Raw genomic sequence first — 13,307 nt, 5'->3', positions numbered from 1 at the left:
ATGATGCAATGTTTCTTAATATGGTTATTGAAAGAAATCCACAACTTATTATAGAAGCTGCCAAATTACACAGAGACGGTGTTATTGAACCAAATACTTATGTGTTGGATGTTGATAGTATTTATGAGAATGCAAAATTAATAAATGATACTGCTTTAAAATATAATGTTAATTTATATTATATGACAAAACAGTTTGGAAGAAATCCTATTATTTCAAAAATCATTGAAAAGGCAGGAATTGATAAAGCCGTAGCTGTAGATTTTGATGAGGCAAAGGTGTTGTACGACAACGGCCTTAATATAGGTCATATAGGACATTTAGTGCAAGTTCCAAAAAACAATATTAAGTTATCTTTGCTTATGAAACCAGAGGTTATAACATGTTTTTCATATGAAAAAGCAAAAGAAATATCAGATAGCGCAAAAGAGCTTGGAATTACACAAGATATATTATTAAGAGTAATAGATGAAAATGATGTAATATATCCCGGTCAAGAAGGTGGTATATATCTTGGAAAATTAAAAGAAACAGTTCATCATATATTAAAATTAGAGAATATAAAAATTGCTGGTATTACATCATTTCCATGTTTTCTTTATGACTACGAAAAGAAAGAAATTACACCAACGCACAATGTATATACCCTCTTAAAAGCAAAAGAAATATTGCATGAAATGGATATTGAAATCTGGCAGGTAAATGGGCCAAGCGCCACATGTTGCAGTTCAATACCTCTTTTAAACAAGTATGGTATTACTCATGGAGAACCGGGGCATGCTTTATTGGGGACGACTCCTTTACATGCCTATACAAAACAGCCTGAAAAGCCAGCCATAGTATATGTGTCAGAAATATCTCATGTAAATAATGGGAAAGCTTATTGCTATGGTGGTGGATTTTACCCGAGGTCGAATGTTAAATATGCGTTAGTATCAAATAATCCTGAAGATATTTTAGATAGAATATTTGATGTTGAAGAATTACCACCGGAATCAATAGACTATTATGGAACTATACTTTTAAACAATAGAAAGGTTAACGTCGGGGATACTGTAATATATTCATTTAGAACACAAATATTTGTAACAAGAGCAAAAGTAGCTCTTCTTGAAGGGTTATCTTCAGGGAAACCAAAATTAACGTATATATTTGATTCAAAAGGTAATCTTTTAAAGGATTTAAGAAAGAAGGATAATAAATGAGAGCCATAATTCTTGTAATAGATAGTCTTGGGGTTGGTGAAATGGCTGATGTCCCTGAGGTACGTCCGCAAGATATAGGAGCAAATACTTTAAAACATGTTTCTGAATATAATGATAATTACAGATTAAATAATTTAGAATTAATGGGAGCAGGTCTTATAGTTGAGAGTAAGAATATAAAAAAGGTTAGTAATCCCATTGCAAGCTATGGATGTTCAAACTTAGAGCATGAAGGAGCAGATACTTTTCAAGGGCATCAAGAGATTGTTGGTTCAAAGCCTAGAAAAGCTTTGGTACAGCCTTTTAAAGAGTGTATGGACAAAGTAAAAACTGAGTTAGAGAAAGCAGGCTTTGATGTTACTATACCAGATTCTAAACACCCATTTTTATTGGTAAATGGTGTTGTAACAATAGCAGACAATATTGAAGCGGATATAGGTTTAAACTACAATGTTACTGCTCCTTTGGATTATATTTCATTTGAAGAAGAATTGAAAATCGGACAAATAGTAAGAGATAACGTTAAAGTTGGAAGAGTTATCGTATTGGGAGGAAAAGTGATCACAATAAATGATATATTAAATGCGGTAGAAGAAAAATCGGATAATATCGTTGGAATAAACTGTACAAAAGCTGGTGTGTATAATAAAGGTTATATGGTGAGACATCTTGGATATGGAATAGACCCAAATGTCCAAGTGACAACTATTTTGAAGAAGCATGGTTTTGATGTATCTCTTATTGGAAAGGCTGCAGATGTTATAAACTGTGATGGTGCAGATTATAATCCATGTGTTGATACAGAAACTGTATTAAGTATATTATTGAATAAGTTAGACAACATATCTGATGGTTTAATAATGGCAAATGTACAAGAAACAGACCTTGCAGGGCATTCACAGGACGTAGAAAAATACGCCGAAAAATTAAAACTTGTAGATGATTATCTACCTAAAATTATTGATAAAATGAAGGGGGATGATATTTTATTTATAACTGGTGATCACGGTAATGACCCCACAATAGGGCATAATCATCACACAAGAGAAAAAGCGCTTCTATTGGTTTACGGTAAAAAATTAAGACCGGTAAAGTTAGGGGAAAGAAAGACTTTATCAGATATAGGAGCTACTATAGCAGATTATTTTGGTGTTGAAAAACCAGAGAATGGAGAGAGCTTTCTAAAAATGTTAATATAATTATTTTTGACGAGCATTTGAGCCTTGGAAATAAGGGGTAAGAAATCCTTTATAACGAAAGATTTCTTACCCCTTTCAATAATAATCGTTAAGCATTTTCTCGGTATATAGTATATAGAATAAAATACCAATATCGCGAAAATATATTTGCTTTTAATGTAGAAAGGGGAGGTTCTATAGTAATTGTATCACAATTGCGAAAGTTATTTATTAACATCGTGGGAAAAATAAAAAGGATTTATTAAAAAAATGTAGAATTAATTATTGAAAGCATAGAATAGAATTGATGCGTAAAGAAAATGAAAGTCCTTTTAAAAATATCATCTGAAAGGATTGAAGATTATGGGGGTTAAGAATATGACACTGGAAGAAAAAATAGGACAAATGTTAATGGTTGGTTTTCCTTCTACAACTTATGATGACCATATTGAAGAATTAGTCAGTAAATATAAGATTGGCAATGTGATTTTATTTACACGAAATGTTAAGAACAAAGAGCAACTTCAACAGCTATGTGCCAATATACAAAAGAATACAATAAAACACACAGGTATTCCTGCGTTGATTTCTATTGACCAAGAAGGTGGAATGGTTACGAGAATTTATAAAGATGCTACTTATTTACCAGGTAATATGGCTATAGCAGCTACAAACAATCCTGAAAATGCATATAAAATAGGGGAGATAGCAGGTAAAGAGCTTAGAGCATTGGGTATAAATATTAATTTTGCTCCTGTACTTGATGTTAATAATAATCCGTCTAATCCGGTAATAGGGGTTAGGTCTTATGGAGAAAATCCAGAAAAAGTAGCGGAGTTCGGAATTAATTATATAAAAGGTTTACAAAAAGAAAATGTTATAGCGACAGCGAAGCATTTTCCTGGTCATGGGGATACTTCAGTAGATTCTCATCTTGATTTACCATTGGTATCTCACAATAAAGAGCGATTATACAGAATTGAGTTATATCCTTTTAAAAAAGCAATAGAAAATGGTGTGGAAGCCATAATGACAGCCCATATTCTCTTTTCAGCTCTTGATGAAAATAAATTGCCTGCAACATTATCCCATAATATTCTCACCAATATACTGAGAAAGGAACTTAGATTTAATGGAGTAATTATAACTGATTGTATGGAAATGAATGCAATTGCAAAATATTTTGGTACGGCCAAAGCAGCTGCGATGGCCATAAAAGGAGGAGCAGATATAGTCCTTGTTTCCCATACGAAAAAGCTGCAGATAGAGGCATTTAATGAAATCAAAGAGGCAGTTTTACGACGTGAAATATCAATTGAAAGAATAGATGAATCTGTTGAAAGAATAATCCAATTAAAAGAGAAATACAAACTTTTTGAAAATCCATATCCAGATGAAAATAAAATTAAAATTATTGTGGGGTGCAAAGAACATCACGAAATTGCAAAAAGCATAAGTTTAAATAGCATCACTATTGTTAAAGACGAAAGTAACCTTTTACCAATAAGGAAACAAAAAATATTGGTAGTTTCTCCTGAAACAGTCCCCATTTCAGGTGTGGATGATACTTTAATGGAAAAAGTATCTTTTGCAAAAGCTTTTGTACGAAAATTTGGAGGGGTTGAAAAAACTATTTCTGTAAATCCTGATGAAGACCTTGTAAATACTATCATAGAAGAGGCTAAAGATAAAGAAATTATTGTAGTAGGCACTTATAATGCTAGTTTAAATGAAGGCCAAGTAAGGCTTGTAAACTCATTGTTGGAAGTAAATAAAAATATCATCGTTGTTGCCTTTAGAAATCCATATGATTTATTAAAGTTTAAAGATGTGCCTACATATGTTTGTGCTTATGAATATACTCCACTTTCTGTAGAAAGTGTGTTAGAGGTTTTAAGTGGCAATTATGGAGCAAAAGGGAAATTACCAGTTTCTTTACAAAGCAAAATTAAAATAAAATAGCAAAAGGGGAGTTGACATGGATATTCAATATATTAATTTGACAGAGGGAAGGGCAGAAGAAATATTGTTTCTTTGGAATAAAGAAATAGGCGATAATTTTCCCATGAGAAAAGAGTTATTACGACAAAATACTTTTGAAGATATAAATGTCCTTTTAGAAGGGTCATGGATTGCCATTGATACAAAAAACGACAAGACAGTAGGCTTTATAGTATCAAAAATATGGAAAGAAGATATGGAATGTTTAAAAATCCAAAAAGGTGTTGGACATATTCAAGTTATTTTGGTTGATCATGACTACAGAAATAAAGGAATTGGCAGTGAATTATTAAAGAGGGCAGAAAAAGCTTTAAATGAAGCAGCTGTTAAAACTGTATTATTAGGCCAAGATCCATGGCATTACTTTCCTGGCATACCTTCTGAGTTTAAAAAAACGAGGGAATGGTTTGAAAGACGAGGATACGTTAATTATGGGGAAGAGTACGATATGTATTGTGATTTATCTAAGAAAAATGAAGTGATATTACCGGATTTACTAGATGTTAAATTTAAACTGTTAGATTTAGCAGAAAAAGACAAATTTCTTTCATTTTTAAAAAAGAGTTTTCCAGGTCGGTGGGAATATGAGGCTATACATTATTTCAAACGAGGAGGTGAAGGACGGGATTTTGTTGTGGCTGAGAAAAACGGCGAAATAATAGGTTTTTGTAGAATTAATGACATTAATTCTCCTTTTATTGCACAAAATGTGTATTGGGCTCCTTTATTTAACAAAGAGCTAGGAGGTATAGGGCCTTTAGGTATTGATGAAAAGGAGAGAGGAAAAGGATTGGGGTTGGCAATTGTTCAGGCTGGCATGTACTTTTTGTATAATAGAGGAATTAAAAATGTGGTGATAGATTGGACTGAATTGGTGGATTTTTATTCAAGACTAGGGTGCAAAATTTGGAAAAAATACACAGTATATAAAAAAGAATTGAAATAAGAGGCAAGATTTTATTGAAAGGAAGTGATTTGTATGAAAAACCTTTTATTAAAACATGGTGAAATATATACACAGAATGAGATAATATATAATGGGGATTTGTTAATTTCTGAGGGGAAAATTTCAAATATAGGTAAAAATTTAAGTACTATTGATGCGGAAATTATTGATGTAGAAGGCAAAAAAATAGTTCCTGGCTTTATAGATATACATATTCATGGCGGTGTTGGATATGATACAATGGATGCTACTTATGAAGCATTAAATGCTATTTCAATTCATCTTGCAAAACATGGAGTGACTTCTTTTTGTCCTACTACTATGACAATGGATGTACCCTATATCCTAAATGCTCTTAAAAACATAAATGAGACGATGAAAAAAGGAACACGTGGAGCACAAATTTTAGGGACATATGTGGAAGGACCATTTATAAGCAAAGAACACAAAGGGGCACAGGATGAAAAATATATAATACAACCTGATAGAGAGTTATTTGACAAATTTTTAGAAATTTCAGGAGGTAACATAAAAGTAATAGCATTAGCACCTGAAAAGGACCCGGATGGAAGTTTTGCAGAACATGTCACGAAAAAGGGTGTAAAAGTATCCTTGGGGCATACAAATGCCACTTATGAGGAGATGAGAAATGGAGTAGATCATGGTGCTACAATTGCAGTCCATACATATAACGGCATGAAAGGGTTACATCACAGAGAACCAGGTGCTTTAGGAGAAGTTTTTTTGGATGACAGATTATACAGCGAGTTGATATGCGACTTTATACATTCACATCCTGCGGCAGTAAAAATACTTTTAAAAATAAAAGGGACAGATAGAGTAGTATTAATTTCTGATGCTATGGCAGCTTGTGGTTTAGGAGATGGAGAATACAGTCTTGGAGGGCAAAAAGTTTATGTGAAAAATGGAGAGGCTAGATTAGAAAATGGCACTTTGGCAGGAAGTACTTTGACATTGGATAAAGCTGTAGCAAATATAACGTCTCTTGGAATACCACTTTTTGAAGCTTGCAAGATGGTTTCTTTAAACCCTGCAAAAGTAATTGGCATAGCTGACAGAAAAGGCAGTATAGCTATAGGAAAAGATGCTGATATAACCATTCTAAACAGTGATTTGACTGTAGATATGACAATGGTTAATGGGAAAATTGTGTATAAAGTAGCAAATAATAACCGCTGATTAAGTGTCAGCGGCTATTATTTTTTTAGCTACAATATCCTTACAGCGAAGTGTTTTATTCTTTCGAGTGCTCTTGCTATTTTATCTATAGAATATGCGTATGATACACGAATAAATCCTTCACCGCTTGGGCCAAATGCGTCTCCTGGTACTACAGCTACTTTTTCTTCTTTTAAGAGTTTTTCACAAAATTCCTGTGAAGTCATACCCGTCTTTTTTATTGACGGGAAAATATAGAAAGCTCCTTTTGGCTCAAAGCAGTCAAAACCTATTTCGCGAAATCCGTTTACAATAAATTTCCTTCTCTTATCATATGTTTCTCTCATTTTTACTATGTCTTCTTCACATTGATATATACCCTTTATAGCTGCATATTGTGCTGTTATTGGAGCGCATATAGTTGTGTACTGATGGATTTTATTCATCGCTTCAATGAATCCGTGTTCTGCTGCAATATATCCAAGTCTCCAACCTGTCATGGCAAAAGCTTTAGAAAAACCGTTTATAAGTATTGTCCTTTCTTTCATGCCCGGAAGTGAGGCTATGCTTATGTGTCTTCCTTCATAAGTCAATTCACTATATATTTCATCAGAAATTACTATTAAATCATGCTCGATTATTATGTTTACAATTTCTTCTAATTCTTCTTTTTTCATGATAGCACCTGTAGGGTTATTGGGGTAAGGAAGAATTAATACCTTTGTTTTTGGGGTTATTTTTGATTTTAGGTCATCAGGGGTTAGTATAAAATTGTTTTTTTCATCAGTAGGAACAAATACAGGGATGCCTCTTGTCAAAGTTACACATGGTGCGTATGATACGTAACTTGGTTCAGGTACTAAAACCTCGTCACCGTCATTTAAAAGAGCTCGCAGAGCAAGGTCAATGGCTTCACTAGCACCAATAGTTACCATTATTTCTTTTTCAGGGTCATAGGTTAAATTATAATGAGTCTTTAAAAAATAGGATATGGCGATTCTAAGTTCGGGCAAGCCTAAGTTTGAGGTGTATGTTGTGCTACCTCTATCTAGTGCGTCTATGCCTTCTTTTCTTATTTCCCATGGAGTTACAAAATCTGGTTCGCCAACTCCCAGTGATATTATGTCTTTTGAATTTGTCACAAGGTCAAAAAATTTTCTAATTCCGGACGGTGGTATGCTTTTTACTGCATTAGATATATATTTGTCTGTGTTCATGGTGTTACCACCAGTCTTTTGTCATTTTGTCCTTCTTCGTAAAAAACGCCGTCCTTTTTATATCTTTTTAATACAAAATGGGTTGTAGTGCTTAAGACTCCTTCAATAGGGGCAAGTCTTTCAGCTACAAATAATGCTATTTCTTTCATGGTTTTGCCTTCTACTTCCACAGAAAGGTCATAAGTTCCGGAAATTAAGGAAACTGATTTTACTTCTTCGTACTGGCATATTCTGTGGGCTACTCTGTTAAATCCATGTCCTTGCTGGGGTGCTACTCTCACATCTATGAGGGCAGTTATGACTTCCCGGTCAGTCTTTTCCCAATCCACTAAAGTAGTGTATTTTAACAACACTTTTTTGTCCTCAAGATTTTTTATTGTGTTTTTGACTTCTTCTTCACTAAGCCCTGTAATTGTTGCAATTTGTTTTTCTGTAAGACGACTGTTTTCGCACAAAAGGTCAATGATTTCCATAGATTTATCCATATTTCATCCACCCTCCTAAAAAGATATTTTATGCACATTATAATACAAAGATAGGCGTAATTCAATAATTTAATAAATTGAAGTATAAAATTTTAAATAAAAAAGTTTGAAATTGAAGTAATACAAGATTGTTGGGTTGACAGATACATGTAAAGAATGTTACAATTTTTATAGGGATATTGATAATTATTTTCAATTATGGAGGCTGCATATAAATGGGAGAAAATACTATTATAAATCTTATAGAATTAAAGGAAAATCATGAAGGAGAGATTGTATTAATAAAAGCAGGAAGAGCAGCTACGCAAAGGTTAAATGAAATGGGACTTGTCCCGGGGACAAAAGTTAAGCTGGTTAGAAAAGGTCCTTTAAGGGGCCCTGTGGAATTGGAGGTCAGGAATTCTCACCTTGTGATTGGATATGGTCTTGCTTCAAAAATATATGTAAAAATCGTCTGACAGAAAGGGCGATATGCGATGAAAAAAGAAATAATTATAGCCTTAGCAGGAAATGCTAATGTGGGTAAAAGTGTCATATTTAATCAATTAACAGGATTGACACAGATAATTGGTAACTGGCCGGGAAAAACAGTCGAGAGGGCAGAAGGGGTACTGCGGTTTAAAGGCCGGACTATAAAAATTGTTGACCTTCCTGGTATTTATTCACTTTCTGCTTATTCTCAAGAGGAAATTGTTTCCCGTGAGTTTATAGCTTTTGAAAAACCGGATGTTGTAATAAACGTAGTGGATGCCTCTAATCTTGAGAGAAATTTGTTTTTTACAGTGCAACTTTTAGAGCTTCATGTGCCTATGGTTATGGCTTTAAACCAAGTGGATTATGCCCTTAAAAAGGGTATAGATATAGATGTAAAGAAGTTAGAAGAGCTTTTAGGTATTCCAGTTGTAGAAACCGTTGCTACAAAAGGCAAAGGGCTTCAGGAATTAATAAATAAAGCTTTAGAAGTTGTTGATTCACATAAAGAAGTGGATGTAAAAAGGTATGATATAAAAGAGGAAAAAGTTCTCAAATACAGAAATGAAGTAAGTGAATCTGTAATGAAAATTTACAACATCCTTTTGAAACACAATGTAGACCTTATAAATTTGTTTCATCCTCTGTGGATTTCACTAAAACTGATAGAAGAGGATAGCGATATAGTAGAAAAGTTAAAAAAAGAGCCTAATGGAGAAAAAGCTTATGAAGAAATTCAAAAAGAATTAGAAGGTTTAAAGGCGAAGACAGATAGTCCTCTTGCAACTTTAGTTACAGCAGACAGATATGATATTGCTTCTTTTATCGCAAGCCAAACTGTATCAGAGATTCACCATAGAATTACTTGGACTGATTTAATTGACAATGTAGCTCTTCATAAGATATGGGGCTATATATCAATGCTCATTATTGTATTTATATCTTTTTATGGAATATTTAAATTTGGAGAGTATTTCTCAGGTGTGCTGGAGGACTTTTTTGACGGTTTTAAGCCTTTAGTGTACAATTTGAATATTCCAAATATGTATAAAGATTTTCTCTGGAATGGGCTTGCTGAAGGGATTATTTCTGCTATAACTATAGTGCTTCCCTATATATTTCCTTTTTATGTGTTTTTATCAATACTTGAAAACACTGGTTATCTTGCAAGAATTGCATTTTTAATGGATGAGGTTATGCACAAAGTTGGGCTTCACGGTAAAGCTCTTATTCCAGTATTGATGGGGTTTGGGTGCAATGTCCCTGCAGTATTAGGCACCAAAATTTTAGAAACGGATAGAGAAATATTTATTGCGTCTTTTATGTCTACTCTTGTGCCTTGTTCTGCAAGAATTGTAATAATTTTGGGAACAATAGGGGTCTTCATGGGGCCACAATATGCACTTGCTGTTTTTGCCTTAGACGTTTTGGTAGTTTATATAGCGGCGTATTTTGCAAATAAAATAGCACCTGGAAAGCCTTATGATTTGATAATGGAACTTCCTGGCTACAGGATGCCTGCTTTAAAGCCTACATTGAAGCAGATATGGTTTAGAATAAAAGACTTTTTGTATGTAGCTCTTCCAATAATTGTAGTTGGCAGCTTGGTTCTGGAAATATTGAAGTACTCTGGCATATTTAAATATGTGACTTATATAATGGATCCTATTGTTGTAAAATGGTTGGGATTGCCGTCAATAGTTGGGATAGTATTGATTTTTGGGATACTCAGAAAAGAATTGACACTTATAATGCTTTTAACACTGTCTGGGACAAGTCACATAACACAGATTTTGACGCCGCGGCAGATGATTGTCTTTGGTGTTGTTACAATGCTTTATATTCCTTGTATTGCTACAATTGCGGCATTAAAAAGGACAATTGGCTGGAGAAAGACATGGTGGGTAGTTTTTGCTAATATTTTTATTGCGATACTAATAGGAGGAATATTAAATGGAATTCTTACTTTTGTATAATTGTGCTATAATGTTAATGGGTGAAAAACAATAGAATTTATAGAAAAAAATAAATTGAAAATAGAGTAGGACACTAGACCTACTCTATTTTTTTATCAAATCAGATTGGTTTTTAGCAAAAGCTCCTCATTATTAAGAATTTCCTCAGGTTTACCTATAGCTTCTATTCTATGGTCTTCGTTTAGCACTATTATCCTGTCTGAAAGTATTGCTGCCATGTCAAGGTCGTGAGTTGCAATGACTATCGTGGTGCCTTTTTTGTTTAATTCTTGTAGTTTTCCCAAAAGCCACTTTTTTGACCGTGGGTCAAGGCCATTTGTAGGTTCGTCAAGAAGCAAAACTTCAGGATTTATTACCATGACTGACGCTAATGCGACTTTTTTCTTTTCTCCGCCGCTTAACCTGTGAGGGGGCCTATCTTTTAATTTTTCAATTCCAAAAGAAATAAGAGTTTCTTCCACTATTTTTTGGACTTCATTGCCTTTTAAGCCCATTTGAAGTGGTACAAAGGCTACTTCGTCAAAAACGGTAGTGTTAAAAAGTTGTACATCAGAATCCTGAAACACAAAGCCTACTTTTTTTCTAAATTCGTATTCATCAAAAGTTTTTTTATCCCCCAGCAATTTGCCAAATGCCCATATTTCACCGCTGTCAGGAGAAATTAATTTGTCCATCAATTTTAAAAGAGTGGATTTTCCACTGCCATTTGCACCTAGAAGAATTAACTTTTCTTCTTTTTTTACTTCAAAACTTATGTCAATTAAAGCAGGAACTGATTTATTGTAAGAGTAATAGACATTTTTTAATTCAAATACTATGTTCAATTTACACCTCCTTATGGGTGGATATACCACAAGATGGATAAAAAAGTTATATTAAAACCTATCCATATATAATCATAAAAAGTTATTTTAAAAGTAGTTATTGTTTTGTATTCTCCTTTGTAACCCCGCGAAACCATAGCATTGTAAACATCATCACTCAGTTGTTGAGACCTTATCAAAACATTTGCCATAGCAGAAGCGACAAATTTTCTTCCTTCACTACTATCACTTTTCCCGACATTTCTGCTTTTTCTTGCGAGAAACATGTTTATAGCAATTTCTAAAAGCAAAAAGATGTAACGTAAGGCCATTTCAAGTGTAGCAGTAAAAATGTGGGGAAGCTTAAAAACTCTCAATGCTTTTAATATTTCTACCCATTTTGTTGATAGAGCTAATATATACACAAAAGATAAAGATATAAATGACCTCATCATAAAAACAATAGCACTTTCTAATCCCTCTTTTGTTATATAAAAATTTTTTGTGAAATATACTAAAGGCTGTCCTTCTTTTACTACATTAAAAAGTGAAGGTATCAGGACAATACCTGTAAAAAATATTGAGACTGCTGATACCCTCACAACATATGCTTTTAAAGGTATTTTAGAAAAATAAGCCAACAAAAATGTATAAATAAGAAATATGGTCATAAAAGGTATTGTCTTTCCAAAATTAACTATAATGAGTAATACAAAAATAGAAATAAGTTTTATCCTCGTATCAAGAGACTGCATAATACCTTTTTTAACAGAAATTGCATCAGAATAAAACATGTCTTCAAATACACTTTGTATACTTAAGATTGTCTTTTCTAAAAAGCTATCCATTTTTTTCTGGGGTTTTCCCATAATCCTCCCTAATATTGCAAATATCAATACAATAGCTGCAATTCCTACAACTGCTGAAAAAATATAACCTAAAGCTTGTTGAAAGAAATTAGCATCAAATCCTGGTATACTGTAATCGGGTAATATTGCTTTTATAACTTCTGAAAATCGGTTCATTCCCTCAGGTATATATCCTATCATGCTCTTTATTTCATCTAAGCCCCATTCTCCCCATGCCGAACCAGGAGCTAAAAGTCCGAGAGGAGTGAGAAGTATTATAACTATAGCTGCAATGTAGAACTTTTTCATCTATTATCACCTCTAAGCTTATATGAGAATTTATATAATATATTTTCTTCGTCTACTTTTTGTAAATAATATACTACAAGACCTGTTATAACAGCTTCTACAATACCAGCTACCGTAAGATGAGCAAACATCATTGCAGGTATTGCTACGTTTAATCCATAAGGAAAATATAGTGGTGTTCCATTTGCTGTATGGAAAAGCAATGGCTGAAGCCCAAGTTCTATTGCTGTAGCAAGAGCTGCAGCATTTATTCCTACATATCCCCCTATAGCAGATGATATGACTTTATTTAACTTAAGTGACAACATAAGTTTATAAATTCCGTATCCCACAAAAGGAGCTATAAATGCTATGTTAAAGCTATTTGCTCCGAGAGCCAAAATTCCTCCATCTCCAAAAAGCAATGCTTGAATAAATAAGGCTATCGTAAGAGATATACTTGCCGCCCAAGGTCCTAAAGTTATTGCAAGCAGTGTGGCGCCAATTGCGTGGGCAGTTGTACCTCCTGGTATTGGCACGTTAAACATCATTATTGTAAAGGCAAAAGCTGACCCTATTGCCATAGCAGGAACGTCCTTTTTGTCAAAACTTTCGTTGACTTTTTTTGCTGCAACTGTCAACACTGGTACCATAGCAGCACCCATAACGGCGCAGGTTTGAGGACTTAAATATCCTTCTGGTATGTGCAT

The 13,307-nt window shown here is 33.6% G+C and carries 12 protein-coding genes and 1 pseudogene; 7 read left to right on the top strand and 6 right to left on the bottom strand.

The genetic code is table 11. The annotated features are described in order from the left end of the window. Nucleotides 1-8 precede the first annotated feature (8 nt). From THESIDRAFT1_RS01705 to nagA, 5 genes are all read left to right on the top strand, one after another. Complete coding sequence (locus tag THESIDRAFT1_RS01705) at nt 9-1,205, top strand: YhfX family PLP-dependent enzyme (protein ID WP_006569324.1); 1,197 nt, start codon at nt 9-11, stop codon at nt 1,203-1,205. Continuing rightward, nucleotides 1,202-2,404, top strand: coding sequence for a phosphopentomutase (locus tag THESIDRAFT1_RS01700; RefSeq protein ID WP_006569323.1), 1,203 nt, complete (start codon nt 1,202-1,204; stop codon nt 2,402-2,404). Before THESIDRAFT1_RS01705 ends, THESIDRAFT1_RS01700 begins: the two co-directional genes overlap by 4 nt. 342 nt (nt 2,405-2,746) lie before the next feature. Further along, on the top strand, nt 2,747-4,345 hold the full coding sequence (gene nagZ / locus THESIDRAFT1_RS01695) for a beta-N-acetylhexosaminidase (RefSeq protein ID WP_039929084.1): 1,599 nt from the start codon (nt 2,747-2,749) through the stop codon (nt 4,343-4,345). A gap of 16 nt (nt 4,346-4,361) precedes the next feature. Beyond that, the gene (locus THESIDRAFT1_RS01690; protein WP_006569321.1) at nt 4,362-5,330 is read left to right on the top strand and encodes a GNAT family N-acetyltransferase; all 969 of its coding nucleotides are present in this window, start codon (nt 4,362-4,364) and stop codon (nt 5,328-5,330) included. A 33-nt stretch (nt 5,331-5,363) separates the two neighbouring features. Next, nucleotides 5,364-6,530 (top strand): N-acetylglucosamine-6-phosphate deacetylase, encoded by a 1,167-nt coding sequence (nagA, locus tag THESIDRAFT1_RS01685; protein ID WP_006569320.1) that lies wholly within the window; start codon nt 5,364-5,366, stop codon nt 6,528-6,530. A 29-nt stretch (nt 6,531-6,559) separates the two neighbouring features. On the opposite strand, the gene THESIDRAFT1_RS01680 is transcribed toward nagA, so the two are convergent. Both THESIDRAFT1_RS01680 and THESIDRAFT1_RS01675 read right to left on the bottom strand, forming a co-directional pair. Next, complete coding sequence (locus THESIDRAFT1_RS01680; protein ID WP_006569319.1) at nt 6,560-7,726, bottom strand: aminotransferase class I/II-fold pyridoxal phosphate-dependent enzyme; 1,167 nt, start codon at nt 7,724-7,726, stop codon at nt 6,560-6,562. Beyond that, a complete protein-coding gene (locus THESIDRAFT1_RS01675) occupies nt 7,723-8,211 on the bottom strand; it encodes an Lrp/AsnC family transcriptional regulator (protein WP_003869051.1) in 489 nt (162 codons plus the stop codon). Before THESIDRAFT1_RS01675 ends, THESIDRAFT1_RS01680 begins: the two co-directional genes overlap by 4 nt. 215 nt (nt 8,212-8,426) lie before the next feature. On the opposite strand from THESIDRAFT1_RS01675, the gene THESIDRAFT1_RS01670 reads away from it, so the two are divergent. Both THESIDRAFT1_RS01670 and feoB read left to right on the top strand, forming a co-directional pair. After that, nucleotides 8,427-8,669 carry a FeoA family protein gene (locus THESIDRAFT1_RS01670; RefSeq protein ID WP_003869052.1) on the top strand — a complete coding sequence of 81 codons (243 nt, stop codon included), beginning with the start codon at nt 8,427-8,429 and terminating at the stop codon, nt 8,667-8,669. An 18-nt stretch (nt 8,670-8,687) separates the two neighbouring features. Then, on the top strand, nt 8,688-10,658 hold the full coding sequence (gene feoB, locus THESIDRAFT1_RS01665) for a ferrous iron transport protein B (RefSeq protein ID WP_006569318.1): 1,971 nt from the start codon (nt 8,688-8,690) through the stop codon (nt 10,656-10,658). A gap of 95 nt (nt 10,659-10,753) precedes the next feature. On the opposite strand, the gene THESIDRAFT1_RS01660 is transcribed toward feoB, so the two are convergent. The 4 genes and pseudogenes from THESIDRAFT1_RS01660 to cbiM all read right to left on the bottom strand — a co-directional run bounded on the left by THESIDRAFT1_RS01660 (nt 10,754) and on the right by cbiM (nt 13,307). Further along, entirely contained in the window at nt 10,754-11,482 is a 729-nt protein-coding gene (locus THESIDRAFT1_RS01660; RefSeq protein ID WP_006569317.1) for an energy-coupling factor ABC transporter ATP-binding protein, read from the bottom strand. Nucleotides 11,483-11,493: 11 nt separating this feature from the next. Next, a complete protein-coding gene (gene cbiQ / locus THESIDRAFT1_RS01655) occupies nt 11,494-12,309 on the bottom strand; it encodes a cobalt ECF transporter T component CbiQ (RefSeq protein WP_039929460.1) in 816 nt (271 codons plus the stop codon). Beyond that, a pseudogene (locus THESIDRAFT1_RS13155) lies at nt 12,310-12,618 on the bottom strand (PDGLE domain-containing protein); the annotation flags it as partial. After that, the gene (gene cbiM, locus THESIDRAFT1_RS01645; protein ID WP_006569315.1) at nt 12,615-13,307 is read right to left on the bottom strand and encodes a cobalt transporter CbiM; all 693 of its coding nucleotides are present in this window, start codon (nt 13,305-13,307) and stop codon (nt 12,615-12,617) included. The gene cbiM and the pseudogene THESIDRAFT1_RS13155, both read right to left, overlap by 4 nt.

This window comes from Thermoanaerobacter siderophilus SR4 (assembly GCF_000262445.1).
Taxonomy (GTDB): domain Bacteria; phylum Bacillota; class Thermoanaerobacteria; order Thermoanaerobacterales; family Thermoanaerobacteraceae; genus Thermoanaerobacter; species Thermoanaerobacter ethanolicus.
This window is presented reverse-complemented; position numbering and strand designations above follow the sequence as displayed.

What these genes read in the sequence shown, in the direction of transcription:
- THESIDRAFT1_RS01700 (WP_006569323.1), top strand. Translation starts at nt 1,202, where the DNA reads ATGAGAGCCATAATTCTTGTAATAGATAGTCTTGGGGTTGGTGAAATG.
- THESIDRAFT1_RS01675 (WP_003869051.1), bottom strand. Translation starts at nt 8,211, where the DNA reads ATGGATAAATCTATGGAAATCATTGACCTTTTGTGCGAAAACAGTCGT.
- feoB (WP_006569318.1), top strand. Translation starts at nt 8,688, where the DNA reads ATGAAAAAAGAAATAATTATAGCCTTAGCAGGAAATGCTAATGTGGGT.
- THESIDRAFT1_RS01670 (WP_003869052.1), top strand. Translation starts at nt 8,427, where the DNA reads ATGGGAGAAAATACTATTATAAATCTTATAGAATTAAAGGAAAATCAT.
- cbiM (WP_006569315.1), bottom strand. Translation starts at nt 13,307, where the DNA reads ATGCACATACCAGAAGGATATTTAAGTCCTCAAACCTGCGCCGTTATG.
- THESIDRAFT1_RS01705 (WP_006569324.1), top strand. Translation starts at nt 9, where the DNA reads ATGTTTCTTAATATGGTTATTGAAAGAAATCCACAACTTATTATAGAA.
- THESIDRAFT1_RS01690 (WP_006569321.1), top strand. Translation starts at nt 4,362, where the DNA reads ATGGATATTCAATATATTAATTTGACAGAGGGAAGGGCAGAAGAAATA.
- nagA (WP_006569320.1), top strand. Translation starts at nt 5,364, where the DNA reads ATGAAAAACCTTTTATTAAAACATGGTGAAATATATACACAGAATGAG.
- nagZ (WP_039929084.1), top strand. Translation starts at nt 2,747, where the DNA reads ATGGGGGTTAAGAATATGACACTGGAAGAAAAAATAGGACAAATGTTA.
- cbiQ (WP_039929460.1), bottom strand. Translation starts at nt 12,309, where the DNA reads ATGGATAGCTTTTTAGAAAAGACAATCTTAAGTATACAAAGTGTATTT.
- THESIDRAFT1_RS01680 (WP_006569319.1), bottom strand. Translation starts at nt 7,726, where the DNA reads ATGAACACAGACAAATATATATCTAATGCAGTAAAAAGCATACCACCG.